Raw genomic sequence first — 24787 nt, 5'->3', positions numbered from 1 at the left:
ATATTTCCGGTAATTCCAGGCGGTGATTTCAGAAATATTATTCCATTTTAATTCTTGAAGTAGCTTTAAATTGCCGTTAGGAGATAATTAGTATTTTTATTCAAAATTAATTCTACTTATGGCTAAAAGAAGAAAGCTGATGCTTAGACGCCCTAAAACGACTAAATCGGCCAACCAGATTCCTGGAACCATGACTTATGTGGGGAACAAGGAAGCTACCGAAACAAAGCTGGACGTTATAGATTATAACAGCGAACGTCATGAGCGTTTTAGTTCTACAACGCCTGAAGATGCCTTTAAATTTGTAGATGAAAATAGTATCACCTGGTTTAATATTGACGGTTTAAGCAATGTAGAAGAGATTGAAAAGCTTGGTGATTATTACGAGTTGCATCCATTGGTGATGGAAGATATTGTAAATACTGGCCAACGACCAAAAATCGAAGAATATCAGGATTATCTTTTTATCGTTGCGAAGATGCTCTATTATAAGAATGGAGAAATAGAGAATGAACATATTAGTATGATCGTGGGGAAGAACTATGTTCTTACTTTTCAGGAGGCTGATGGAGATGTTTTTGATCCTATTAGAGAGCGAATAGAAACTGCCAAAGGTAGAATTAGAACCCGTGGCGCCGATTATCTTATGTTTGCCTTACTGGATTCTATTATTGATAATTACTTCCTCGTAATAGATGATATGAGCGATAGGATAGAAGCTTTGGAAGAAAGTCTTTTTACTTCTAAACCAAGTGATGATATCACCTATGAGATCCAGGATCTTAAAAGAAATATTTTAAGAATCAGAAGAGCCGTTTTTCCGTTAAGAGAAGTGATAAGCAGGATGGAAAAACTCGATAACGAATTAATAGATCCCCATACCAGTAATTTTATTCGTGACCTTTATGATCATATTATCCAGATATCTGAAAACATTGATATTTACCGTGAGATGATCTGGGGATTGATGGATATGTATATGACAACTATCAGTAACAAAATGAACGAAGTAATGAAGGTGCTAACCATCATGGCCAGTATTTTTATTCCACTTACGTTTATCGCTGGTATTTACGGAATGAACTTTGAATACATTCCCGAATTGCAATGGAAATACAGTTATTTCGTACTTTGGGGAGTAATGCTCATTATTTTCTTTTTGATGCTTTATTACTTCAAAAGGAAAAAATGGTTATAGATAAAATTTGAAAATTATGAGAATTCCAATAATACTATTAACTCTAAGCCTCTTCGTTTCAAATGCTGGTTTTGCCCAGAGTGAAAGCGGCACCATCAATGATTCTATCAATAAAATGTATGTTGGTACTTATACCAAGAAAGAAGGTCACGTAGACGGTAAGGCTAAAGGCATTTATCTGCTAAATCAAAATTCTGATACCGGGGCGTTGACTTCGATGGGAACTGTGGCAGAGTTGGTAAATCCATCATTCGTTAAGGTAGGAAAAATGGGTAAATATCTATTTGCAGTAAGTGAGCTTGGACCGCATGAAGGAGAAAGTGGATTCATTTATTCATATGGAATACAGGAAGATGGGAGCCTTAGAGAAATTAGTAAGAAATCAACAGGTGGCTATGCCCCATGTCATATTGCACTGGACAGATCTGGAAAATTTGTATTTGTAAGTAATTATATGGGCGGAGTTGTAATGTCTTATAAGATTAATGAAGATGGCAGCCTTAGCGAAAATCAGGAGGTTAATCTTGAAAACCCTGAAAATTCCCATGCTCATTCTGTAAAGATCAGTGGAGATAACAGGCATGCCTATATTGCAGATCTTGGGAATGATAAGATCTGGATCTTCAATCTAAAAGATGGAAAGCTTGAATCACATGATCAGCTGTTCGTTCAATTGAAAGAAGGAGCTGGTCCAAGACACATGAGTTTTGCCAAAAACGGGACTTTTGCATATTCTATGAATGAGCTTAACAGTAGCATAAGCGTATTTGAAGTTTTAAAAGATGGTGGACTTAAATTGATCCAGGACATTTCTTCCCTTCCGGAATCTTTCAAAATGAAAAATTCAGCTGCAGACATTCATATTCATCCATCCGGAAAATTTATTTATGCTTCCAATAGAGGACATGATAGTATTGCAATTTTTAAAATTGAAGATTCAGGAAAATTAACTAATGTAGATTTTGTTCCTATTGCCGGTAAAACTCCTAGGAACTTCGCTATTTCACCTTACGGAAAGTTTCTTTACGCGGCTAGTCAGGATACTGGTAATATAACCACCTATAGAATTAATCCTGAAAATGGTAAATTAAAACCACAGGAACCGGTATTTGAGATAAAGACACCGGTTTGTCTGGAATTCGTAAAATAAAAAAAGCGGCTACTAAGCCGCTTTTTTTATTAATTTATTGGATTATACTTCCTGAACTACAAAGAATCCGTCGTTACCTTGTGATTGGTATAAAGGCATAAAGATATATGCATCCCATTCACTTTTCACTTCATTCCCGTTTTGCTTGGCGAGTAATTCACCTTTTTCGATCTTCTGAAAATTCTCATAACCCGGTTCCATTTCAAAAATATCGGAATCTTCCAGTCCATGACGATATAATATTTCAAAAGTTTTTTGTTCTGGAGCGTTCTTTTTTGCAAACCTGTCAACGCACTCAGGAAACGTAGAGATCATGGTGAGATCTAAATTACAAGCTTCTTTTAGCGCAAGCCAGATAACTCCCTCATGATTTTCCTGAGAAGTTTTATCTGTATGTTGACCCGCTTCAAAAACAAATCCTGTCATCCCTGTTCTACTTAGATAATGATCTATATCACCCGTGATAATATCACTAAACCCACGAATAATATACGTTGGGAATTTATGCGCCCATTCGTCGTTATCATTCACTTCCTGAACAGATACATAAGGTAAGCTGGATGATGAAGTTGTATGACAATCCAGGAAATATCTTTTTGTGAAATCTCCATTAGACTGCTCTTTAAGAACTTTAATGATCTCGAACATCTCACGCTCTTCATGAGTTTCCGCATCATTCTTTTTTACGTTTTCTTCGGTCCAGGTCCTGTTAAGATCTTCATCTATATAACGCTTATTTTCATTCAGCGCCTTTTTATTTCCTGAAACTCCAACTATGGTACCTTCAATTTCTGGCTTAGTTTTATGGAGTTCTTCAAAAACGTTCATCAGAGCTTTTACTCCGCTAGGTTCATTTCCATGGATACCGCCGGTTACAAATAAAAGTGGTCCTTTTTTACCTGAACTATATTTGCCGATGATCCTTGGGATATCTTTTTTCAATTCGTTGCTCATAATGCTTTATTAGTCCATAGTTGCTAAGGTTCTATTGCTTAGCTGATTTTTATATAATTCTTTGAATTCAACTTTTCTTTCAATTGCTTCGATAATATAATCTGTAAAAGCCGGAAGTCCGATATCCTTAAACCTTTCCATTCCACCTGGACTAAGCACATTGATCTCTATTAGTTTATCGTCTACAATATCAAGTCCAACGAAGAACAATCCGTCACGAATTAATTTTGGAGCCGTAAGATCGATGATACGTTGCATTGCAGGAGTAAGGTCACTACTATCGGCGGTTGCTCCAACAGAGAAATTACTTCTGAATTCACCTTCACCACTTACTCTTCTAATAATCGCTTTTTTCCCGTCTTTCTCCATCACCTTTCCGTTTACCAGAAGCACTCGAACATCACCATCTTTACCTGCAGGTAGGTATTCCTGAGCGATCACATAACCCTGAGAACTTAAATGTGTGATGATCTGATTCACATTCTTTTCATGCTGATCTATAAGATAAACATCCTGACCACCAGAACCTTCTAATGGTTTTAAAACCATCTTTTTGTTCTTCTGATTTTCCCAGAAGTCAAGGATCTGATCTTTGTCCCGGGTTATAATTGAAGCAGGTTTAATCTCCTGTGGTAATTCTTCAAAATATAACTTATCAATAAAAGCATGTGATAGGGCATAGGCATCATTCAACACAAGAACTTCCTCCTGCTGAACCATTCTACCGAATGCAACACCAGCCTGTTCGGCCCATTGACGACCATCTTCCTCAGTTGGATTGTTCCTAATGAAAAGGACGTCCAGCTTTGAAGAATTGATCTTTTTAGGTTTATTCTTTTTATCCTGAAGTGCTTCCAGGAATTTCTGAGGTGACTTGCTCTTAAAGCTTTTAGGCACCGTTAGCGCATTAATACTTATTGGTTGGTCGTGATGGAATGTAAAATCTCCAACTCCCATAGCATATACTTCATGACCTCTTTGATGAGCCATGGACATTAGTGCTGTAGAAGTTCCATTTTTCTCCGTTTCAACATCGTTTAATACAAAACATATTTTCATTTACATACCATTTGTGGCAGGCTTAAGCCTTGCCTGATTAATTCTAATTTTTCGTACATTTTTTCACTGTGCAGGTAACTAGGTTTAACCTGAACAGGATTAAGAACTTTTCTATCTGTAAGTTCCTTTATAATGCCGGTGTGTTTAATTCCATATTTACCGGCTAAAAGAGGTTCGTAATCACCTCCGTCTTTTATATAATCTTTTAATAATACCAGACCTTTTAAATAGATGATATCTTTCATGAATCCGCCTCCCTGCATTATCCTGGAAGTAATATTGAAAGCTCTTTCCGGAGAAAATCCATAATCAGTTTTTAATAATCTGAAGATCTCCTGAAAGTTGCCGCCATCCATCAAAGCTTCACCTGCGATCACTCTACCGGCAAGAATCCTTAACCTGTTAGCCGTAAGTCCGTCAACCATAAATTCAGACATTACCGCTAATCCTTCCTGAAGCGGATCATAATCGGCTAAACCAATACTTAACTGACTTAGTGGTTGATTGCTACCGTTGTAATAAGTAAGCACATGTGTTCCAACTTCATGCTGGATCAAGGCTTCAGCTTCTATACGATTCATCTTATAATCTGCAGGGATATATAATTCGCCATGAGAAACCATCATCACATTCACATCTTTACGAATGTGAACTTTACATTTAAAGTTTTCGTCCTGCTCTCGATAATAGTCAAATTCCTTTCTGGCGAGACTACTGAAGGCTTTAGAATCTAAAAGGTTTGAATTATTTAATTCGGTTTCTTCCGGAACAGTATTCAGAATATTTCTGGCTTCCTCACATAAATTCTTTTCTACTCCTTTATAAAGCCTAATACTGTCGTACATGAAATTCCTACTTCCACGTTCATTCAGCATCGTGATCTGCATATCAAGTTCTTCTCTTTTTTCTCTAAAAAGAAAGGACATCGCAGGATCATCAATATCTTCAATCTTTAAATTATAAAGTTTTCTTTTAAGCACATCTGGATCTACAGGTAGCAACCTGTAATGATAATCGATCACATTTTGAAAGTTGCTATCAAAAAACTCCTTTTTTATATCGTGTATATTTGCTGGAGATACTAACCATAAGAACTGATACGATTTTTCTATATCTGATAGCTGCTTATCTATATCGAAAACGATCTGTTTAAGATACTTTCTTCCAAGCGCATTAAAACTTGCGACTCCGCCAGATGTCTGAACCCTTATAAATTCAAAAAATGACCGATGGATCGCTCTAATAAGGAAATCTTTAAAATTTCTGAAGAAAACAGGATATAGTTGATTGTTTTCATTTCTATAGATGGGAGGAACTTCAAGGCCAACAACCACAGCACCACAACTTTTCGCATCTTCCAGCTTCATAAAGGGCACATCGCCTTCGGCCTGTCGGTTCGGTGTATCTAAGATTTCAGTGTCCAGATACAAACCTGTAAACTCATTATTGATCTTTAAAAAATCATCTTTTAGAGTCTTTAATGCTGATGGCAACTTTTCAGCAGGACCTTTGATCTTGATCTTGGTAGAATCCCTCTTTCCTGAATATATTTCGAAAAGGAGATAAGATTTCATTTGAACTGAGATCTGATCTGAAATTCTATAAAGTAATTTGCGGTAGCCTTGAAAATCTTCGTTCCCAATGACGAGATAAGAAGATTCATTGATTACAAAACGTCTTGTTCCTTTATCTTCCGGTTTTCTTCGATAGATCACCAGATATGGCAATTCCTTTTCAATATGTAAAACTCCCTTGCCTGGAAGTGAGCAATTGATCTCTTTTTCTTTTTCAAGAATTGTTAAAATTTGCTCAATGGATTTCTCAGATAAATCAGGTATTTCCTGCATTACTTTGAAAACTTATTCAAGCAATAGCTTTAAATCGCTATTACTACGGGTTTATTGATTGGTTCATTGTTGTCTGGTTACCTAATTTAGGAAGATTAAAAGCTAATGCGTATTCATTTCGCGCTTTTGACAATTCTTTATGAAAGCCTTATAAATTAATGTGAATAGACAATCGTTGCCTTTTCCCAGATTAAACTCTATTTTTGCCGAAATTTATTTAGCAGTATGGATTACAGTCTTACTATCATCGTTCCTTTATATAATGAAGAAGAAAACCTTCACAGAGTGGAAGAAAAAATGAAGGAATATATTTCCCAGGCAAGCATTAAATGCCAGGTTTTGTTCGTGAACGATGGATCTAAAGACAATTCAGAAAAACTAATGATAGATATTTGTGAGCGAAATCCAGAATTCAATTATATCAGTTTTGAAAAGAATTGCGGATTAAGTGCAGCGATCAAAGCTGGATTTGATTATTCTACTACGAATCTTACGGGATATATAGATTCTGACTTGCAAACAGATCCTTTTGATTTCGAATTGTTACTTAGTGAGATTAAAAATCATGACCTAGTTAATGGTTTTCGCCATGAGAGAAAAGATTCAGGGATTAAAAACATGTCTTCTATAGTGGCAAATACAGTGCGAAACTGGTTCACTCATGATGGAATGGATGACACAGGTTGCCCGTTGAAGATTTTAAGAACAGATTACGCAAAAAGAATCCCAATGTTTAGCGGACTTCACCGTTTTCTGCCCGCGATGATCATGTTACAGGGAGGTAGAATAAAACAAGTGCCAATAAAGCATTTTCCAAGAATTGCAGGCACACCAAAGTTTGGCTTAAGAAACAGGCTTTTTAAACCTTTAATGGATTGTTTCGCATATCTCTGGATGAAGAAGAATTACATCAACTATAACGTAGAAAAGAGGTCTTAAATCATCTTTGAGATAGCTCTCCAAAATCATTACTCTAATTTCTCAAAACTTCTCTGAGATGGCAGGTTAATACCTTTGTGCCATTTAATGTGGAAAAGAAAATCTAAAAAACAAAAAAGCCTTCCAAATGGAAGGCTTTTCGTGATGGCACCAGGATTCGAACCTGGGACCGCCTGCTTAGAAGGCAGGTGCTCTATCCAGCTGAGCTATGCCACCGTTTTGCGGTTGCAAATATAAGCCACTTTATAAATTATACAATGTTTTTTTATCTAAAAAATCAGTCTTTTTTTAAAAAAGAAAAACTTCCCGAAGGAAGTTTTTGATTATCAGTATATAGTACTTTCTAGTTTTTTTAATTTTCTCGAACCAATTCAGTTTCCAGGCCTTTTGAAGTAATAACAAGTTGATTTAGATTGCTTGGATTAGCTTCTTCATTTTCGAATACCTGAATATAAAGATTATTGAATCTTCTTATCAATTCAAGTGTTTTTAAAGAAAGGTTGAAAAAAGAACCAGATTCATGAATATTATGAATCCATTCTTTCACAGAGTCTATCTGTTGGTATTCTTCCTCGGTATTGAGGATATAATCCTGTTTTATCAGCATAACTTATTGTATTACAGTTAGCCAAGTAGGAATATAAAATAGATTGGGCATGTCAAATATAGAAGGAATTATTTACCGTAGGAGCATTATAAATGTAAAATCTGTAAACTGCTAAAATTAATCGGTCAACTACTATATCAAGGGTTTCGGAAATAATATTAATTTAGCTGAAAACTTCCTAACTGCATTTATGAGCATTAAATTTCAAAGTATTTCTTATAGTTTGAAAAACCAGTATTCCAATTTTAAGAACGAAGTGATCTAATGGATAACTGGATTATATATTCCTTAGGATTTATAGCACAATTACTGTTTTCAGGTAGAATGATTCTGCAGTGGTTCCTTTCAGAAAAGAGCAAAAGGATCATTACTCCTCAAATATTCTGGCATCTTAGTCTTTTAGCTTCATTTTTACTATTTGTATATGGTTATTTAAGAGACGATTTCGCCATTATGATGGGACAAACCTTAACCTATTTCATATATATCAGAAACCTTCAATTGCAAGGGGAGTGGCATAGGATTCCAAAATATTTCAGAGTATTTTTATGGATATTCCCACTCCTGATTGTTCTTTACGGATTTAATAATGATCAATACGATGCCGCCAAATTATTCAGGAATGATGCAATTCCATCCTGGCTCATCATTCTTGGTTCAGTAGGGCAGGTTATTTTTACTTTGAGATTTATCTATCAATGGGTATATTCAGAAAGAAGAAAAATTTCCAGTCTTCCATTAGGCTTTTGGCTTTTAAGTCTATTGGGATCGGGAATTATCATTATTTATGCGATCATAAGGAAAGATCCTGTTTTATTGGCAGGTCACGGAATAGGAGTGGTAATGTATATTAGAAATATTTATATTCAGAAAAATGAAGTTAAAGGATAACTACTTTCTGTTATTGTTCATCGTTTGTATTGCGATATTTTGCATAAACCTGGACGCAATCATCGTGAATATCATGGAAGCTCGAAATTTCGCTACAGCCAGGGAAATGATCACGATGGATCACTGGATCTTCACGACATTGAATAATGAACCAAGATATGAGAAACCGCCTTTGCCTACCTGGCTAACTGCAATTTCGATGCTCATTTTTGGTATGAAAAGTCTGTTCGCTTTACGATTGCCAGCCGCGGTAATGGGAACTATTACAGTACTTTTTACTTATAAACTCGGATTAAAATTCACTCAGAATCGAAAATTTGCATTTATATCAGGCCTTATAGCTGTCACTTCATTTTATATTCTGCATTCCGGAAGAGACGGGCAATGGGATATTCATACTCATGCCTGGATGCTTATGGCTATTTATGGGCTTTATAGATTATTTACGAATGAAGGCAACAAGTATGCTAATGGCTTAATAACTGGATTGTTGCTTGGATGTTCCTTCTTAAGCAAAGGTCCTGTTTCTATGTACGGACTATTATTACCTTTTTTAATCGCATTTGGTGTAGTTTTTAAATACAGAGATTTAAAATCTAAATGGAAGCCACTTCTTTTAATGTTGATTGTGGCATTTCTAGTTTCCGCTTCCTGGAGTCTATATGTTTACTTTTTTGATACCCATGCTGTATCCAGGATCACAGAAAAGGAAACCGGCAGATGGCTTGATTACCATACACGACCAATCTATTATTACTGGAGCTTTGTGATACAGACAGGTATCTGGACGATTCCTGCGTTTGTAGGTTTGTTATATCCTTATTTAAAGAACAGGGTATTTAACAAGAAGGGATATAAATTCACATTATGGTGGACACTCGCCTCGGTAGTACTCTTATCAATTATTCCTGAAAAGAAAGCGAGATATCTTCTACCTGTTTTAATACCGCTAGCTTTGAATACAGGTTTTTACATTGAATACCTTTTCAGAAGGTTTGATATGATGCCGAAAAAGGAAAGATTGATAGTCTATTTTAATTTTTCTTTGATCGCCGTAATTGGGCTTATTTTCCCATTTTTAGGTTACTATTTTTTTAAGGATCAATTTACTGAAATATGGCCATGGTTTCTGTTAACTTCAGTTTGCCTTGTTTCTATTGGGATATTGATCTTCTATTACCTAAAAAAGAAAAAGATCAAACCAGTTTTTTATCTAACTGTATGGTTTGTGATCTGCGTTATTTTCTTCGGATTACCCATTGTCAAGAAACTGGAGTTAAACCCGTCCTACAAAAGTATTTCTGAAGTTGATATGTATCTAGAGAAAGATCCTATGCCGTTACGAGAATTTAGTGGTTTCACACCGGAATTTGTCTGGGAGTATGGTGAACCAATTGAAGCAATTAAAAATGGAGAAGATTATAATATTCCACAAAGTGAAAAGTTTCTGCTACTTGCCACAGAAGCCGATACTCCAGAAGTAAAATCAATTTTTTCAGAATATACAATTGAAAAGATCGATGAGATCAATATGAACGCAAACCCAAATAATCATCGAGACAGATTATTCAGAAATTTATTTTTAATAAGTAAGCAATAAGCCTAAAAAATATATACAATGATCAACTATCCCATTAAATTCAAGCCAATTCTTCAGGAAAAGATATGGGGAGGAAATAAGTTAAGAGATATCCTGAACAAGGAAACAGATAAGGAAAATGTTGGTGAAAGCTGGGAGATCTCTGGAGTAAAGGATTTTATTTCAGAGGTGCACAATGGAAGTGAGGCGGGTAAAAGCCTTAAAGAACTTATTGCGGAATATCAGGCTGATCTTGTTGGAGAAAAGATCTATGGCCAGTTTGGGGAAGATTTTCCGTTGCTTATTAAATTCATCGATGCGAAAACCGATCTTTCGGTACAACTGCACCCAAATGATGAGCTGGCAAAACAAAGACATAATTCTTTCGGCAAAACCGAAATGTGGTATGTGATGCAAGCTGATAAAGGTTCTGAACTGAACATTGGATTTAAGAAGAATACCGATAAAAAGGAATATTTAGATCATCTTGAGAATGGGAAGATTCTTGATCTCCTAAATTTTGAAGAAGTGGAAAGAGGAGATTCCGTTTTTATAAATACTGGTAAGGTTCATGCAATTGGAGGAGGAGTTCTGCTTGCAGAGATTCAGCAAACTTCCGATATTACTTACAGGATCTATGATTGGGATAGGGTAGATGCAGAAGGAAATTCCAGAGAATTACATACGGCATTAGCTATTGATGCGATAGATTTTGAAAAGAAGGATGATTATAAACTGGAATACGATCAAAAAGAAAATGAATCTTCAGAAATAGCTTCCTGTGAATATTTTACCACTAATTATTTTCCGGTAAATGGTAAACTAGATAAGGATTATACCAAACTGGATTGCTTCGTAATATACATGTGTGTAGATGGAGTAGCTAAAATATCCATAGATGGTAATTCGGAGATAATTAAAAGAGGAGAAACTTTACTAATTCCGGCAAAGACCGCAGAAGTAAATATTGAAGCAGAAAACGCGGAACTTCTGGAGGTTTATATAAAGTGATCCAGAAGTTCCGGTATTCAATTTTAAAATTTCAGTATTGAATCTATTTTTTTCAATTCAGCTTCACTGAAGCTGATATTATTGATGGCTTCAATGTTATCTTCTAATTGGGAAACTCTGCTTACACCTACCAGAACAGAAGTGACTCTATGATCTTTTAAAAGCCAGGCTACAGCCATTTGAGCCAAACTTTGCCCACGATCTTCAGCTATAGCGTTTAATTGTTTTATTTGGTCAACTACCTCCTCAGTGATTTGAGATTTATCCAAATAACTTCCTTCGGTAGCTGCTCTTGAATCTTCTGGAATACCACCAAGATATTTTGAGGTGAGGATTCCCTGTTCCAAAGGTGAAAAAACGATACTTCCAATTCCAATATGTTCAAGAGTATCCAATAATCCATCTTCTACCCAACGATCCATCATATTATATCTTGGCTGATGAATAAGAAAAGGTGTTCCCAGCTCTTTTAAGATCTTAGAAGCTTTCTGGGTATCTTCAGCGCTATATTGTGAAATACCAACGTAAAGAGCCTTTCCCTGTCTTACTATCTGATCTAAAGCGCCCATAGTTTCCTCTAGTGGTGTTTCAGGATCCGGACGATGATGATAAAATATATCGACATAATCCAGTCCCATGCGTTCAAGAGATTGATCTAGACTGGCAATTAGATATTTTCTGGAGCCAAAGTTTCCATAAGGTCCCGGCCACATATCCCAACCTGCCTTTGTGGAAATGATCAACTCATCTCTGTATTTCTTGAAATCTTCTTTAAAGATCTTTCCGAAATTCTTTTCTGCAGTACCATAAGGTGGCCCGTAATTATTTGCCAGATCAAAATGAGTTATTCCATTGTCAAAGCCTGTTCTGAGCAAGTTCCGAGCATTTTCAAAATTATCATTATCCCCGAAGTTATGCCATAATCCCAGTGACAGAAGAGGAAGTTTTATTCCGCTTTTACCGCATCTGCGATATTGCATTTTCTCATATCTGTTTTCGTTGGCTATATATGGTTTCATATTTAAATTTTAGAAAGGCAATTTAATAAATCTGATTTACAGTTAAGGTTTAACTTTAAATGAAAAAAGGCATTACAACTATTGTTATAATGCCTTCAGATAATTTATGAGATAGTTCTAGTTCCTACTAAAACTAAGGCTTGCTGTATCTCCATTTTCATCCATTTCGAGAATTAAATTGATCTCTGAACTGGTCGCGGAAATAACATCATAGTTTCTGGTTAATTCACCTAACTTACTATTTGAAGTGAAGAAAATATTGAAGTCAACATCATCATAAGAATCAAATTCACTGCCTGAATCATTATTGATTCTCCAGGTTCCTTCAGTTTGATCTATCGTTGATGTAGCTGAAAGGTTGTTATCTTCTTCAAATACAAAGGAATAATCTTCGTAGGTCGCTGTTTTGTCTGAACCGTTTAAGGTAAAGTTAGTGACCTGCCATTCGCCATTTTTTACAATAACGTTTAATTCCTGGGCTTCAGCGGTAGAAAGGTCGATATCATCCATATCTGCATCACAGGAAAGTAGGGTTAAAACTGTGAAAAAGGCCAAGACAATTTTAAATCTTTTCATAGGGTATAGGATCTTTTTGTTTGGTTTAATGGGAACGTAAAGTTAAAAATCCTATTGTGTTTATTTAAGGAAATTTTAAGAATTAACATTTAAATTTACAGCTATTACTTTTTGAAGACATTTGTAATACGCTAAATATCAGACTTCATAAGGGTTCTAAGGATTTTTATCGTTAATTTTATTTAAATATGGAATTGAGAAATAAATTCCAATTCTAATGGATGAACTTCTATAATAATTAGAATACGCTATTATGAACTTAAAATCGATATTTAAAATACTTGTCTTTTTAAGCATTTTAGGTTGCAAGGAATCTAAGCCTGAAAATGATCAAGTAAATGATTCTCCCAACAATTCTACATTAAACATAATTGGAAATTATGTTTCAGATTCATACAATAAAAGGGATGAGGGGTATGATTGGCTAGCCATAAATATCCAACAGGTTTCATCTGAAAATTACCAGCTAAAAGTCCGATCCAGAGCGGATAAAAAAAGGCCAACCTGTTTGATGGATCTTTCAATCAACAAAGTTTCAGAAGGGGAATATTCAGGAATACTTCAGGGTAAAAAAATCATGGTCGATTTTTCTAAGGATAGCCTCAGAATTTATCCTGAAAATAAATCTGGAGAAGCGGTCTTATCTTTTTATTGTTCCGGAGGAGCTACCGTGGCCGGTTCATATTCAAAAATTACATCTGAAATTGATCCAGATCAGGTTGATAAGACTTTATATCACAAAAATTTGATGCTTCAAAATATAGGGTTCATCATTAAAAGTATTCAGGATGAAAAAGAAAAGGTTTTACAAATTCAGCCATATGGGCTTTCTATAAATAATGATTTGGTGAGCCATTCATTTAAGGGTAGAATTAAAAATGCTGAAATTGAAGATCTCAACTCCGATGGATATCCAGAAATTCTTGTTTATATAGTAACACCAGATAATTTTGGAAAGGTGATTGGTTATTCTGTAAATAATGGAAAATCCATGAGTATGATATACTTACCAGAAATTCAGGACAATGCTGATTTTAAAAATGATTATCAGGGTTTTGATGATTTTGCAATCGCAGAAACGAGTTTGATAAGAAGATTTCCGGTTTATAATAATTCAATTAAAACCGATACGATCAAACAGATCGTTTACAAATTAAAAGATGGCGAAAATAGTAGAAAATTTGAAATTGAATCCGTAGATATTTATAGTTTGAAATAACCGAGGATTCAAGTTTAACAAGGGTTTATATAAGTTTGAACGATTCTTTTATAATTTCACCAAAAAAATTTCGCGATCTTTTTAATAAAGATCTTTTGAAGGAATTGGTGGAATCATGAAGTTGATCAAAGTATTAAAAACCAGCAATGGTTACGAAGTAAAAACATTACTTACCTATAAGTTTTTTGGAAAACAATTTTTTTCTCGAGAACAGACTTTTGTAAAATCTGAGGAAGAAGAATATTGGACTGTTCCTGGTACCGGTTCAAAAGTTTCCATGGAAAAGCAACTGCGATTGGAAAAGTGGCTAAAAGATCATAGGAAATTTATTGAAAAAAAATAATCACATATTTCAATCTTTAATCTCATATTTAAACAACTGATTTACAGTTTTTTTTATTCTCCTGCAGAATTAATTCCTCACACCAGGTTCTTATATAATTATCCCATCATTATGAAACCTCAAGCTAAAAGAGAAAATGATTTAAGATTGTTTTTTTCTTAATAAGTTCGATTCTTATAACATTTATATCAATTGTATAAATTCCGCATGTAATTACCATTCAGTTAATTGAATCATAGTTTGGTTAATTATTTTTAAGCTTACAATCGCTAAAATTTGTTTAAAATTCCCCTAATTGTTTAGACTCGCGATTTATTTCCAATAACTTAGTACAGATTAACCAATCAAAAACTAATTAAAATGAGTAAAAAGAAAAATTTTGCCCGCTTCGGAATGGCGGCTAAGGGAGCTGTTTATTGTTTAATTGGCGTGCTAACTGCCTTAGCAGCCTTTGGAGAAGGAGGTCAAAAAGCAGGAGGTAAGGGAGCCATGCAATATTTAGCTCAGCAGTCTTATGGGCAGATCATGCTCGTAATTCTAGGTTTAGGCCTTTTAGGATACGTATTCTGGCGTATGTACCAGGTTTTTGCTAATCCTAAGGGTTTTGACGATGATGCTAAAGGTTATGGTAAGAGAGTTGCTTTTTTTATTAGTGGTCTTATCTATGCAGGATTTTCCTTTTATGCATTAAAACTTGCTTTTGGAAGTAGCTCAGGAAGTTCTGGAGGTATGATGGGTTCTTTAATGTCAGGTTCTAATGGTGATACCATTGCTATTATCATCGGAATAGGAATGGCTATTAAAGCCATTTACGACCTTTATAGAGCTTACTCTAATAAATTTAGAGAAGAGGTTGAAGAAGCAGGAATGGACAGAAAGGAACAGAAAACTTTAATTAATGCTGGTAAAGTTGGTCATACAGCCAGAGGTGCAGTTATTGGTTTGATGGCATATCTCACTTTAAGATCAGGTCTTTCAAGTGGTAATAAGATCAGTACTACTACAGATGCATTTAGTTATATCCAAAGTGAATTTGGTTCTGTGGTGTTGGGAATTGTAGCGATAGGATTTGTTGCTTATGGCGTGTATATGCTGATTAAAGCGAAATATCCTGCAATTAGTGTTGCAAGCCTCAGGTAAATAACAATTAATTCATAAATAAAAAAGCCTGTTAATCAATCGATTAACAGGCTTTTTTAGTCGGGGTGGCAGGATTCGAACCTGCGGCCTCCTGCTCCCAAAGCAGGCGCGATAACCGGGCTACGCTACACCCCGAATAATTATTAATGTTTTTAGTCTTTTCCGTTCCAAATTACTTAAAAAAGCAGCCGGGAAGCGGAGGAAATTTATCCCGATTCTTCACGCTGAAAAAGAGAATAAAAAACCGCAGACTAAAAATCTAGCGGAGAGACCGGGATTCGAACCCGGGCATCCAAGAAGGATGACAGCTTAGCAGGCTGCTGCATTACCACTCTGCCACCTCTCCGTTATTTAAGAACTTCGCAAGTATTTTTGCGGTTGCAAATGTAACTTTTACTTATAAACCATCCAAACCTTTTATTTCTTTTTTGCTCTAAAATCTGGAATTTTCGGTAGGTGTTTTTTTATCAAACTTATCTTCAGAACTATAGGATTAGAAAATATTAAATTATTTTTTTGAATATTTTCAAATTCAAATTTTAAAAACCTGTTATTTGATATAATATGGTTGATTTTATGATAAATTGGTTTACTCTAAATTCGTACACCTAATCTTATTCCTCCCCAGGTTTCTTTTCCACCAGTAGTATACTCTTTTGAAATTTGAGTTCTGGTATATTCGAAATAGAAGCCGCCAGTTTTCAAAGTTATACCAAAATCAATCCTTGATTTTATTTTCTCTATATCTGAAGAGTCTATAACGTAAATGCTTTTTTTATTAAATAATCCACCTTGAAGACTCGCATCAAATGCTACAGCATATAATTTAGGATTAGCGTACAGGTAGATTTGAAATTTAGAATTTCTACTTTTTAAAGACGATGGAGTTTTTATAAGACCAATCATACCTGAAAGTCCTGCAGATAAATCTGTATAAAGGCTGCCTAGTCTAAAACCCGTATCAGAATTTATCAATAGAAAATCTTGAAAATTTATAATTTGCTTTTCGTAATTGATCTCGTAATTCAAGAGAAGATCATTAGTAATTTGATTCTTCCATCCAATAGGTTCCAGATTATCTATGATCCTATGAACGAAGCTCTGACCTTCTTTCCCTAGGGCAATTGGACCTAAAACACCAATTAAAAATGAAGAATAGAATCTTGATTTTTTCTGAAAATTATCATTTATCTGAAATGATTTTATATATAATGCCGCGGCAAATGGTTGATCACCAAACTGTATTTTATCATTCCCAATCACGCTCGGTGTAAAGGTCAAATGTTCAATACTTAATCCATATTTTTTCTCACTGTTTTTATTAAAAAAAAGAATATTCAATGGGTTTCTTTTAAAGGTTGGGTGGACAACTTCTAGAGTAATTCCCTGGGTATAACCATGATCTGAATCGGTAAAGACATCATTATCATAATTCAATCTAATATATTTTTCAGAAGGGAAATCTCTATAAATTGTTGTATTCGAGAATTTCTGAGCATTTAAAGATTCAGATAGAAATAGGGATAGTATAAATGAAATTATAAATCCGATTTTTCCTGATTTAATTTTTTTCAAATGATTAAGCTGTTTGTTCTTTTTGAAGAACTCTATGTAGACTGTGCACTGCTTTCTCATGATTTCTTACGAATGGATTTTTCTTATCCCATACATAACCAGCTAAAACTGCGCAAATCTGCTCTTTAACCTGCGGGCTGGGATCTGGATGAAAAAAGATATCCTGTAGTTTACCAGAATACCATTCTTTTACATAGGTTGAAAACACATTTACGCCTTTCTTAATGTATTCCGAATATTCGCTATCCCAATGCACCTCTTCACCATTTATTTCTCTCAATGCAAGCTTAGCCGCTAACAATCCAGATTCGGAGGCAAATGCCACTCCAGAAGAAAAAACAGGATCAAGAAATTCTGCAGAATTACCAGTTAATACAAATCCTTCACCATGAAGATATTTTACGTTTTTAGATATATTATTGATCTTAACAGGCTTGAATTTAAAGGAGTAATTGTCAAACCTATTTTTGTAGTATTCGGTTTGCCTCAACATTTCCTTGAAACCTAACTCAATATTTTCATCAAACTGTTCAAACCAGCTATTTGGACCAACAAAACCAAGACTTGAATCACCATTAGAAAAAGGTATGTACCAGAACCAGGTTTCGGTATTAATGATCTCAAAGGTTATCTGATTCCCTTCAATTCCCTTAGGTCGTGAGTTTTCTTCAATATGTGTGAAAATTGAAGAATGATCATAAATTTTTGGAGGTGCCTCAAGATCTAAATGTCTTGCCAGAACACGTCCAGATCCACTGGAATCTATAATGAAATTAGTAGAAATTTCCTTTTCAACACCATCTTTATCCTTTGTAATAATGGTCCAGAGTTCGTCTGTGTGCTCAACTGAAGTCACTTCGGTTTCAAATCTTATATCTACACCTCGTTGTGTAAGATCATCAGTTAAAACCTTATCAAAATCGGCTCTGGGAACCTGCCAGGTCCAATCCCAGCCATCCCCGAATTTTTTACTGAAATCAAATTCAGCTACTTCTTTATTTTTAATAAACCGCGCACCAAACTTTTTCTGATAATCCTGTTTTTGAAGAATATCGAGAAAACCTGCCTCTTCAAAATTATCCATGCATTTTGGAATAAGACTTTCCCCGATAGTAAATCGTGGAAATTTCTGTTTTTCAAGAATTAAAGCAGAAATATTATTCAGCTGGAGATATCCGGCAGCGATGCTACCTGAAGGACCAGCACCAATAATTACAATGTCGCGATTTTCTTTTTTCATCTGTAGACAAACTTAAAGAAAACTAGTTATTGAATCGCAAGTCTAAATTAAAAAAGCCCCGATTGATGATCAGGGCTTCCTGAGATATAAGCAAATGATTAGTCTATAATTTCTGATGGTGGTTAATTATAGTATACTTTATACAAAGTTTCTAACATTCAGTAAATTATGACCAATCGATTTCAAATGTAGGCTTAAGAACTGTAATTATTAGACATACTGAAGATTGCTAACTATTATTTAAAATTTGAAATTATTAATTAAGAATAAATTCAACTTCTCTTAAAATTAACGCTAAATCAATGGAAAACCTGTTAGTATCTTCTAATATCATATTCTAACTTCTTCAGTCTTTTCTATTAATTATGCTACATTTGTTAAAAGATTTAACAGTGGTCCCGAACCTATAATTTCTAGCAGAAAAGTATATGCTGAACTTAAATAATGCACTCAATTTTGATGATTTTTACAAGGTTCTTTTTGAAAATGAAAAGATTGAACTTGGGAAGGAATCAGAATCTAGAATTACTGAAAGTTTTGAATTTCTAAAAGACTTTTCCAGAAATAAGATCATATACGGAGTAAACACCGGTTTTGGTCCCATGGCTCAGTATAAGATTAATGATGAAGATAAGATCAAACTACAATTGAATCTAATTCGAAGTCATGCTTCTGGTGCTGGCGATTTGATGCAGCCAGATTATGTGAAAGCTCTTATGTTGGCCAGGTTGAATACTTTATGTCTTGGAAAATCTGGAATTCATAAATCTGTTGCTTTAAGCCTAATTGAGTTGATCAATAACAATATTACTCCGGTAATTTTTGAGCACGGTGGAGTAGGAGCTTCCGGAGATCTGGTGCAGTTGGCTCATCTCGCTTTAGTCCTGGTTGGGGAAGGTGAAGTGATTTATAAAGGAAAGCGTAGGGATACAGTAAGTGTTTTTCAGGAATTGGGAATCAAGCCCGCCGAGATTAAGATAAGAGAAGGTTTGGCTGTTATGAACGGGACATCAGCGATGACCGGAATCGGGATCGTAAATCTAATCTATTCAAAACGTCTTTTAAAATGGGCGGTATTTTGTAGTTCTGTGATAAATGAAATCGTTCAGGCTTATGACGATCACCTTTCAGAAGAATTGAATTCAGCAAAACTTCATCCCGGTCAGCAGAAAATTGCGAAGGTAATGAGAAAACATCTTTCCGATTCAAAGCTTACCCGCGACCGTAATGATCATTTATATTCCAATGGAGCTGATAAGAATACATTTTTCAAGGAAAAAGTTCAGGAATATTACAGTTTAAGATGTGTCCCACAGATACTCGGGCCGGTATCAGATACTTTAGATCATTCTCTCAAAATTCTTCTAGAAGAAGTAAATTCAGCTAATGATAATCCAATAATTGATGTGAAAACAGAACATGTATATCACGGTGGAAACTTTCATGGGGATTATGTTTCCCTTGAAATGGATAAGCTTCGCCTGGCAATCACCAAAACTTCTATGCTTGCTGAAAGACAATTAAATTACCTATTGAATGCAAAGCTGAATGATATTCTTCCACCCTTCGTTAATATGGGAACTTTAGGTTTGAATTTTGGAATGCAGGGAGCGCAATTCACAGCGGTTTCAACCACTGCTGAGAACCAGATGCTTTCAAATTCGATGTATGTTCATAGTATCCCGAATAATAATGATAATCAGGATATTGTGAGTATGGGTGCGAACTCAGCGAATATGACCAAAAAGGTGATCGAAAATAGTTTTGAAGTTCTTTCTACAGAACTTGCAACTATCATCCAGGCTTTATATTATCTGGATTTTGATGACAAATTATCTTCCGCGACTAAGCAGAGACTGGAGGAATTGCGCAAGATCATTCCGCAGGTCCAGGAAGACAGACCTTTATATAAGGAAATAAGCGAACTGAAAGAATATTTAAGAAATAACGAGGCATACTAATTATGAAGTACGCATTAGTAACGGGAGGTTCAAGAGGAATTGGAAAAGCGGTTTGCTTAAAACTTGCAGAAGAATTAGGTTGTAATATTCTTTTAAATTACAATTCAAACACAAAGGCTGCGGAAGAGACGAAGAAGGAAATTGAAAAATATGGAGTTACCTGTGATATTTTAAAATTTGATGTTTCCGATAATAAATCAGTTAAGGAAGCTGTTGAAAAATGGAAAGCAGATCATCCCGAAGCAAAAATCGATATTCTGGTAAATAACGCAGGCATTACTAAAGATGGTCTTTTCATTTTTACAAATGAGGAATCATGGAATTCTGTGATCGACACTAGTCTGAAGGGTTTTTATAACGTTACACAAGCAGTTCTAAAAGACATGCTTCGCGCGAGGTATGGGCGAGTGATCAATATCGTATCGCTTTCCGGTTTAAAAGGTAATCCCGGCCAGGTGAATTATTCTGCTGCCAAGGGCGCTATGATCTCGGCTACCAAAGCTCTTGCTCAGGAGATAGGTAAAAGAAAAGTTACGGTGAATGCCGTCGCTCCTGGTTTTATTCAGTCAGATATGACCAGGGATTTTGATGAGAATGAGCTAAAAAAGCATATTCCTTTAAATCGATTTGGTGAGGCTGAAGAAGTGGCCAACCTGGTAAGTTTTCTGGCTTCAGAGAAATCATCTTATATCACCGGTGAAGTGATCAATATTAACGGAGGATTATATTCATAGATCTATGGCAACATGGAAGGGAAAATCGCGAGGTACACTTTTAGGCTTCAAGATCTATGTGCAAATTATCAAAAAGGCCGGGCTTTATTCAGCATATTTCGTACTTCTTTTTGTAGCACTATATTTCATTTTCTTTTCCTTTACATCTACCAAAAGCACTTATTATCTTTTTAAAAAACGGTTAGGTTATTACCCAATTCGTGCAGCATTTAATGTGTATCGCAGTTATTTTACCTTCGGGAGAATTCAACTGGACAGGATAGCCATCACGAGTGGGTTAAAACATAAGTTTACTTTTGAATTTGATGGAGTAGAACATATCGAGGAGCTTCTTAATCAGAAAAAAGGAGGGATTTTGTTAACGGCACATATTGGCAATTTTAACCTTGCAAAACATTTTTTTGAAGAGCGACATTCAGATGCTATTGTAAATCTTGTTGTTACAGACTTCGAACATCGCCAGATCAAAAATTATTTGGAATCAGTAACCGGGACGTCAGAAGTGAAAATCATAGTTCTGAAAGATGATCTTAGCCATATTTTCTTTATGAAAGAAGCCCTGGCCAATAATGAATTACTTGTTTTTGCAGCCGACCGGTATTTAAAACATTCCAAAACATACAAATCAGAGTTTTTAGGAGAACAGGTTAAGTTTCCGCAAGGACCCTTCAAACTTGCAAGTAGAAACCAGATCCCGGTGTTGTTCGTTCATTTAATGAGAGAAAAGAATTTTCATTATCATTTTTATGCCAGGCCATATAAACCTTCTGAGTTCACTGCTCAGGAAATATTAAAATCTTATCTTGACGATCTTGAAAATATGGTAAAAAAATATCCTCATCAGTGGTACAATTACTACGATTACTGGAACGACTTTAGTTAATTATGGCAGAAAACCTATTGCATCATCCTATTACCTCTCATGAGGAGATCATTAACCTTATTCCGCAGAAAGAACCTTTTGTATTGGTGGATACGCTTTATGAATATACTAACCTTACCGGAGTTACAGGTTTTACGGTGCCGGCAGGACATGTACTTTTGGATGAAAATAAACTTGCTGAAAGCGGATTAATTGAACATATGGCACAAAGTATGTCTTTGCATCGTGGGTATCAGGGTTCGTTAAGCGGACAAACAAAACCTAAAACAGGATTTATTGGAGTTATAAAAACGGTAGAAATTTTTGGATTACCAGAAGTAGGTGAGAAATTAAAAACTTATGTAGAGATCCTCCATGAGATCATGAATGTGACTTCAGTTTCCGCCAGAACCGAAAATGAATTGGGGCAGGTGATTGCCACTTCAGAAATGAAAACTGTTACCGTAGAATGAGTAAATCTGCGTTGAAATCAACCATCAAATTAAAAGTTCGTTTCCACGAGTGCGATCCCTTGCAGATCGTATGGCACGGGAACTATTTTAAATATTTTGAGGAAGGCAGAGAGGAATTCAGCAAGAAACATGGAATTTCCTACTTAGATGCAAAAAAGAATGGATTCGCCACGCCTATCGTCAAAACTTCATGCGAACACAAATTTCCACTGAAGTATGGAGATGAATTTGAAGTTGAAACTACTTTTATCAATTCTGAAGCTGCCAAAATTATCTTCCATTATAAGATCTTCAATTCAGGAAAATTAATTTGTACAGGAGAGACCATCCAGGTATTTACTGATAATAATTCTGAATTGGTCCTTAACAATCCATCGTTTTTCTTAGATTGGAAAAAGAAAATGGGATTGATTAAATGAGCATGAACTATCTTCTAGGCGATTCAATAATTTCTCCTTTAGGATTTACTACCGAAGAAAATCTTAAGGCTATTCGTAATTCTGAATCGGCATTAAAACTTCAAAATAACTCAAGGTTTTTTGAAGATGGATATTATGCGAGTCTTTTTGATAATGAAATAATTGATGAAAAATTCAATACGATAGGAAATCCTTTTTCCTATACCAAATTGGAGAAATTAATGATCCTGTCTGTCAATCAAGTGCTGGATCAATACCCAAATCTAGATTTATCTGAAACCGGTCTCGTAGTTTCTACGACTAAAGGAAATATTGATCAACTGGAAAAAGAACAATTTTCACCAGATCGAATTTTTCTCTGGAAAATGGCGCAAGTGATCGCTGATTTCTTTGGAATCAATAAAAAACCGGATGTAGTTTCCAACGCTTGCATTTCAGGTGCACTTGCAATTAAAACAGCGAACGATCTTATTGCCGCTGGAAGATTTAAATACGCGATCGTAGCCGGAGGAGATCTGGTTTCAGATTTTGTTCTTTCAGGATTTCAGTCATTTCAGGCAATAAGCGATCAACCTTGCAGACCTTTTTCCAGCGACAGAAAAGGAGTGAGTCTGGGAGAAGCTGCTGCAGCAGTTTTAGTTGGACCTTCAGCATTAGAATCCGGAGAAAAAGTGGAATATATTGATGCCGTTACGGCCAACGATGCAAACCATATTTCCGGTCCCAGTAGAACAGGCGAGGGCCTGTTTCAAAGTATTTCCAGATTATTGAATAGAAATAAAATTGAGGCAAAAGAGATAAATTATCTATCAGCTCATGGTACTGCCACGATCTATAATGATGAAATGGAAGCCATTGCTTTTAATCGTGCTGAATTAAGTCATGTTCCGGTAAATAGTTTAAAAGGATTTTACGGGCATACTTTGGGAACTTCAGCCTTAATCGAAACTGTTATCACCAAACATAGTCTGCTGAATAATGAATTATATACCTCGCTTAATTATACCGATTCCGGAGTTTCACAGGAATTGAATATCATTAGGGAAAATAAATCCGAAGAACTGGAAATTGCTCTAAAAACTGCTTCCGGCTTTGGAGGCTGTAACCTGGCAATGCTTTTGAAAAAAGATAGATAATGAAGCAGAAGCTATTCATAAAAAAATCAGTTATTATTCGAGAATCAAAGGTTTTCAGAAATAAGAAACTTGTATTTAGAAATAATGAAGATTTAAGTCTATCCAAATTTTTGAAAAGTATTTATAAAGACCAGGAGCTTAAATATCCCAAATTCTTCAAAATGGATGCCCTTTCAAAATTGGGTTATTTAGGTGTAGAGATATTGACTTCAGGGAATATTCAGGATAAAGAAACGGCGCTTGTCTTTGCCAATTCAGCTTCCAGCCTTGAGACGGATTCTGCTTATGCAGATTCCATGAAAGAATTTCCATCGCCTTCACTTTTTGTTTATACTTTACCGAATATAATGCTGGGAGAAATCAGCATCAGGCATCAGCTTAGATCTGAAAACATTTTTCTTGTTTCCGAAGAATTTGATGGAAGCCTTTTTATAGATTATTCCAGGACTTTATTTCAACAGGGAAAAGTGGAAAACGTGCTTTGTGGTTGGGTTAACTTGCACAATAATGAATATGATGTATTTTTGTGGGAGATTGCCCTTAGCGGCGGAACCGATTTTAACGAAGAGGAGCTAAAGAAATTATACTTACCTACACATGAGTGACCTGCATACCGAATTAAAAAAAAGCATTATCGAACAACTTAACCTTGAAGATATGGAGGTGAGTGAAATTGAGAATGATGAACATCTTTTTGGAGATGGTTTAGGTCTTGATAGTATCGATGCGCTTGAACTTATAGTGCTTCTTGAGAAGGATTACGGCATTAAATTAACCGATCCTAATCAGGGCAAAGAGATCTTTAATTCTATTAATACCATGGCCGATTTTATAGAGAAAAACAGGACCAGGTAA

At 35.3% G+C, this 24787-nt stretch carries 25 protein-coding genes and 3 tRNA genes; 17 read left to right on the top strand and 11 right to left on the bottom strand.

From position 1 onward, the window contains the following. Positions 1-118 precede the first annotated feature (118 nt). Together corA and RE431_RS06890 are read left to right on the top strand one after the other, a co-directional pair. Positions 119-1198, top strand: coding sequence for a magnesium/cobalt transporter CorA (corA, locus tag RE431_RS06895; RefSeq protein WP_309561230.1), 1080 nt, complete (start codon positions 119-121; stop codon positions 1196-1198). Positions 1199-1214: 16 nt separating this feature from the next. Then, positions 1215-2348: a lactonase family protein gene (locus tag RE431_RS06890; RefSeq protein ID WP_309561229.1), complete on the top strand. Its 1134-nt coding sequence runs from the start codon at positions 1215-1217 to the stop codon at positions 2346-2348. 42 nt (positions 2349-2390) lie between these two features. Here the strand turns inward: RE431_RS06890 and RE431_RS06885 are convergent, their stop codons facing one another. The 3 genes from RE431_RS06885 to RE431_RS06875 are packed head-to-tail and all read right to left on the bottom strand — an operon-like array spanning position 2391 to position 6208. After that, complete coding sequence (locus RE431_RS06885) at positions 2391-3302, bottom strand: succinylglutamate desuccinylase/aspartoacylase domain-containing protein (protein ID WP_309561228.1); 912 nt, start codon at positions 3300-3302, stop codon at positions 2391-2393. 9 nt (positions 3303-3311) lie between these two features. After that, complete coding sequence (locus tag RE431_RS06880; RefSeq protein ID WP_309561227.1) at positions 3312-4361, bottom strand: glutathione synthetase; 1050 nt, start codon at positions 4359-4361, stop codon at positions 3312-3314. Further along, positions 4358-6208, bottom strand: coding sequence for a peptidase MATCAP family protein (locus RE431_RS06875; protein WP_309561226.1), 1851 nt, complete (start codon positions 6206-6208; stop codon positions 4358-4360). The genes RE431_RS06880 and RE431_RS06875 overlap by 4 nt, the downstream gene beginning before the upstream one ends. Positions 6209-6433: 225 nt before the next feature. Here RE431_RS06875 and RE431_RS06870 point away from each other — a divergent pair, with 225 nt between their 5' ends. After that, the gene (locus tag RE431_RS06870) at positions 6434-7147 is read left to right on the top strand and encodes a glycosyltransferase (protein WP_309561225.1); all 714 of its coding nucleotides are present in this window, start codon (positions 6434-6436) and stop codon (positions 7145-7147) included. A 142-nt stretch (positions 7148-7289) separates the two neighbouring features. Here the strand turns inward: RE431_RS06870 and RE431_RS06865 are convergent. Next, a tRNA-Arg gene (locus RE431_RS06865) sits at positions 7290-7363 on the bottom strand. A 136-nt stretch (positions 7364-7499) separates the two neighbouring features. Further along, positions 7500-7754: a hypothetical protein gene (locus tag RE431_RS06860; protein WP_309561224.1), complete on the bottom strand. Its 255-nt coding sequence runs from the start codon at positions 7752-7754 to the stop codon at positions 7500-7502. A 264-nt stretch (positions 7755-8018) separates the two neighbouring features. On the opposite strand from RE431_RS06860, the gene RE431_RS06855 reads away from it, so the two are divergent. From RE431_RS06855 to RE431_RS06845, 3 genes are read left to right on the top strand one after another with little or no spacing between them, the layout of a single operon-like run. Continuing rightward, complete coding sequence (locus tag RE431_RS06855; RefSeq protein ID WP_309561223.1) at positions 8019-8645, top strand: lipid-A-disaccharide synthase N-terminal domain-containing protein; 627 nt, start codon at positions 8019-8021, stop codon at positions 8643-8645. Then, a complete protein-coding gene (locus tag RE431_RS06850) occupies positions 8629-10245 on the top strand; it encodes an ArnT family glycosyltransferase (RefSeq protein WP_309561222.1) in 1617 nt (538 codons plus the stop codon). Before RE431_RS06855 ends, RE431_RS06850 begins: the two co-directional genes overlap by 17 nt. Positions 10246-10263: 18 nt before the next feature. Beyond that, positions 10264-11235 (top strand): type I phosphomannose isomerase catalytic subunit, encoded by a 972-nt coding sequence (locus RE431_RS06845; RefSeq protein ID WP_309561221.1) that lies wholly within the window; start codon positions 10264-10266, stop codon positions 11233-11235. A gap of 23 nt (positions 11236-11258) precedes the next feature. Here RE431_RS06845 and mgrA read toward each other — a convergent pair whose 3' ends face one another. Both mgrA and RE431_RS06835 read right to left on the bottom strand, forming a co-directional pair. Beyond that, complete coding sequence (gene mgrA / locus RE431_RS06840; protein ID WP_309561220.1) at positions 11259-12254, bottom strand: L-glyceraldehyde 3-phosphate reductase; 996 nt, start codon at positions 12252-12254, stop codon at positions 11259-11261. Positions 12255-12371: 117 nt separating this feature from the next. Next, positions 12372-12830, bottom strand: coding sequence for a hypothetical protein (locus RE431_RS06835; RefSeq protein ID WP_309561219.1), 459 nt, complete (start codon positions 12828-12830; stop codon positions 12372-12374). Positions 12831-13083: 253 nt separating this feature from the next. Between RE431_RS06835 and RE431_RS06830 the strand changes: the two genes are divergently transcribed. The 3 genes from RE431_RS06830 (at position 13084) to RE431_RS06820 (ending at position 15532) form a co-directional block, all read left to right on the top strand. After that, positions 13084-14049: a hypothetical protein gene (locus tag RE431_RS06830; RefSeq protein WP_309561218.1), complete on the top strand. Its 966-nt coding sequence runs from the start codon at positions 13084-13086 to the stop codon at positions 14047-14049. 115 nt (positions 14050-14164) lie between these two features. After that, positions 14165-14392, top strand: a complete 228-nt coding sequence (locus RE431_RS06825) for a hypothetical protein (protein ID WP_309561217.1) — start codon at positions 14165-14167, stop codon at positions 14390-14392. Positions 14393-14752: 360 nt separating this feature from the next. After that, positions 14753-15532: a DUF1206 domain-containing protein gene (locus tag RE431_RS06820; protein ID WP_309561216.1), complete on the top strand. Its 780-nt coding sequence runs from the start codon at positions 14753-14755 to the stop codon at positions 15530-15532. Between the two features lie 60 nt (positions 15533-15592). Here RE431_RS06820 and RE431_RS06815 read toward each other — a convergent pair. The 4 genes from RE431_RS06815 to RE431_RS06800 all read right to left on the bottom strand — a co-directional run bounded on the left by RE431_RS06815 (position 15593) and on the right by RE431_RS06800 (position 18347). Next, positions 15593-15667: transfer RNA gene (locus RE431_RS06815), tRNA-Pro, on the bottom strand. Positions 15668-15795: 128 nt separating this feature from the next. Beyond that, positions 15796-15878, bottom strand: a tRNA-Ser gene (locus tag RE431_RS06810). Between the two features lie 248 nt (positions 15879-16126). Beyond that, complete coding sequence (locus RE431_RS06805; protein WP_309561215.1) at positions 16127-17107, bottom strand: lipid A deacylase LpxR family protein; 981 nt, start codon at positions 17105-17107, stop codon at positions 16127-16129. 4 nt (positions 17108-17111) lie between these two features. Continuing rightward, positions 17112-18347: an NAD(P)/FAD-dependent oxidoreductase gene (locus tag RE431_RS06800; RefSeq protein ID WP_309561214.1), complete on the bottom strand. Its 1236-nt coding sequence runs from the start codon at positions 18345-18347 to the stop codon at positions 17112-17114. 428 nt (positions 18348-18775) lie between these two features. On the opposite strand from RE431_RS06800, the gene flxA reads away from it, so the two are divergent. Genes flxA through RE431_RS06760 form a run of 8 tightly spaced genes read left to right on the top strand, consistent with a single transcriptional unit; the run spans position 18776 to position 24787 of the window. After that, positions 18776-20308: a flexirubin biosynthesis tyrosine ammonia-lyase FlxA gene (gene flxA, locus RE431_RS06795; RefSeq protein ID WP_309561213.1), complete on the top strand. Its 1533-nt coding sequence runs from the start codon at positions 18776-18778 to the stop codon at positions 20306-20308. A gap of 2 nt (positions 20309-20310) precedes the next feature. Continuing rightward, positions 20311-21042, top strand: coding sequence for a flexirubin biosynthesis SDR family reductase FlxB (flxB, locus tag RE431_RS06790; protein WP_309561212.1), 732 nt, complete (start codon positions 20311-20313; stop codon positions 21040-21042). Positions 21043-21046: 4 nt separating this feature from the next. Then, complete coding sequence (locus RE431_RS06785) at positions 21047-21925, top strand: LpxL/LpxP family acyltransferase (RefSeq protein ID WP_309561211.1); 879 nt, start codon at positions 21047-21049, stop codon at positions 21923-21925. A gap of 2 nt (positions 21926-21927) precedes the next feature. Then, the gene (locus RE431_RS06780) at positions 21928-22377 is read left to right on the top strand and encodes a hotdog family protein (RefSeq protein WP_309561210.1); all 450 of its coding nucleotides are present in this window, start codon (positions 21928-21930) and stop codon (positions 22375-22377) included. Beyond that, a complete protein-coding gene (locus RE431_RS06775; RefSeq protein ID WP_309561209.1) occupies positions 22374-22796 on the top strand; it encodes an acyl-CoA thioesterase in 423 nt (140 codons plus the stop codon). Before RE431_RS06780 ends, RE431_RS06775 begins: the two co-directional genes overlap by 4 nt. Continuing rightward, entirely contained in the window at positions 22793-23932 is a 1140-nt protein-coding gene (locus RE431_RS06770) for a beta-ketoacyl synthase N-terminal-like domain-containing protein (RefSeq protein ID WP_309561208.1), read from the top strand. Before RE431_RS06775 ends, RE431_RS06770 begins: the two co-directional genes overlap by 4 nt. After that, positions 23932-24537, top strand: a complete 606-nt coding sequence (locus tag RE431_RS06765) for a 3-oxoacyl-ACP synthase (protein WP_309561207.1) — start codon at positions 23932-23934, stop codon at positions 24535-24537. Before RE431_RS06770 ends, RE431_RS06765 begins: the two co-directional genes overlap by 1 nt. Then, positions 24530-24787 carry a phosphopantetheine-binding protein gene (locus tag RE431_RS06760; protein WP_108171490.1) on the top strand — a complete coding sequence of 86 codons (258 nt, stop codon included), beginning with the start codon at positions 24530-24532 and terminating at the stop codon, positions 24785-24787. Before RE431_RS06765 ends, RE431_RS06760 begins: the two co-directional genes overlap by 8 nt.

The sequence above is a fragment of the Christiangramia sediminicola genome (assembly GCF_031344135.1).
Lineage (GTDB): Bacteria > Bacteroidota > Bacteroidia > Flavobacteriales > Flavobacteriaceae > Christiangramia > Christiangramia sediminicola.
Note: the sequence above shows the minus strand (reverse complement) of the source record. Positions and strands in the feature narration are given on the sequence as shown.

Excerpts from the sequence above, each read along its gene's own strand:
- corA (WP_309561230.1), top strand. The coding sequence starts at position 119 with ATGGCTAAAAGAAGAAAGCTGATGCTTAGACGCCCTAAAACGACTAAA.
- RE431_RS06890 (WP_309561229.1), top strand. The coding sequence starts at position 1,215 with ATGAGAATTCCAATAATACTATTAACTCTAAGCCTCTTCGTTTCAAAT.
- RE431_RS06885 (WP_309561228.1), bottom strand. The coding sequence starts at position 3,302 with ATGAGCAACGAATTGAAAAAAGATATCCCAAGGATCATCGGCAAATAT.
- RE431_RS06880 (WP_309561227.1), bottom strand. The coding sequence starts at position 4,361 with ATGAAAATATGTTTTGTATTAAACGATGTTGAAACGGAGAAAAATGGA.
- RE431_RS06875 (WP_309561226.1), bottom strand. The coding sequence starts at position 6,208 with ATGCAGGAAATACCTGATTTATCTGAGAAATCCATTGAGCAAATTTTA.
- RE431_RS06870 (WP_309561225.1), top strand. The coding sequence starts at position 6,434 with ATGGATTACAGTCTTACTATCATCGTTCCTTTATATAATGAAGAAGAA.
- RE431_RS06860 (WP_309561224.1), bottom strand. The coding sequence starts at position 7,754 with ATGCTGATAAAACAGGATTATATCCTCAATACCGAGGAAGAATACCAA.
- RE431_RS06855 (WP_309561223.1), top strand. The coding sequence starts at position 8,019 with ATGGATAACTGGATTATATATTCCTTAGGATTTATAGCACAATTACTG.
- RE431_RS06850 (WP_309561222.1), top strand. The coding sequence starts at position 8,629 with ATGAAGTTAAAGGATAACTACTTTCTGTTATTGTTCATCGTTTGTATT.
- RE431_RS06845 (WP_309561221.1), top strand. The coding sequence starts at position 10,264 with ATGATCAACTATCCCATTAAATTCAAGCCAATTCTTCAGGAAAAGATA.
- mgrA (WP_309561220.1), bottom strand. The coding sequence starts at position 12,254 with ATGAAACCATATATAGCCAACGAAAACAGATATGAGAAAATGCAATAT.
- RE431_RS06835 (WP_309561219.1), bottom strand. The coding sequence starts at position 12,830 with ATGAAAAGATTTAAAATTGTCTTGGCCTTTTTCACAGTTTTAACCCTA.
- RE431_RS06830 (WP_309561218.1), top strand. The coding sequence starts at position 13,084 with ATGAACTTAAAATCGATATTTAAAATACTTGTCTTTTTAAGCATTTTA.
- RE431_RS06825 (WP_309561217.1), top strand. The coding sequence starts at position 14,165 with ATGAAGTTGATCAAAGTATTAAAAACCAGCAATGGTTACGAAGTAAAA.
- RE431_RS06820 (WP_309561216.1), top strand. The coding sequence starts at position 14,753 with ATGAGTAAAAAGAAAAATTTTGCCCGCTTCGGAATGGCGGCTAAGGGA.
- RE431_RS06800 (WP_309561214.1), bottom strand. The coding sequence starts at position 18,347 with ATGAAAAAAGAAAATCGCGACATTGTAATTATTGGTGCTGGTCCTTCA.
- flxA (WP_309561213.1), top strand. The coding sequence starts at position 18,776 with ATGCTGAACTTAAATAATGCACTCAATTTTGATGATTTTTACAAGGTT.
- flxB (WP_309561212.1), top strand. The coding sequence starts at position 20,311 with ATGAAGTACGCATTAGTAACGGGAGGTTCAAGAGGAATTGGAAAAGCG.
- RE431_RS06785 (WP_309561211.1), top strand. The coding sequence starts at position 21,047 with ATGGCAACATGGAAGGGAAAATCGCGAGGTACACTTTTAGGCTTCAAG.
- RE431_RS06780 (WP_309561210.1), top strand. The coding sequence starts at position 21,928 with ATGGCAGAAAACCTATTGCATCATCCTATTACCTCTCATGAGGAGATC.
- RE431_RS06775 (WP_309561209.1), top strand. The coding sequence starts at position 22,374 with ATGAGTAAATCTGCGTTGAAATCAACCATCAAATTAAAAGTTCGTTTC.
- RE431_RS06770 (WP_309561208.1), top strand. The coding sequence starts at position 22,793 with ATGAGCATGAACTATCTTCTAGGCGATTCAATAATTTCTCCTTTAGGA.
- RE431_RS06765 (WP_309561207.1), top strand. The coding sequence starts at position 23,932 with ATGAAGCAGAAGCTATTCATAAAAAAATCAGTTATTATTCGAGAATCA.
- RE431_RS06760 (WP_108171490.1), top strand. The coding sequence starts at position 24,530 with ATGAGTGACCTGCATACCGAATTAAAAAAAAGCATTATCGAACAACTT.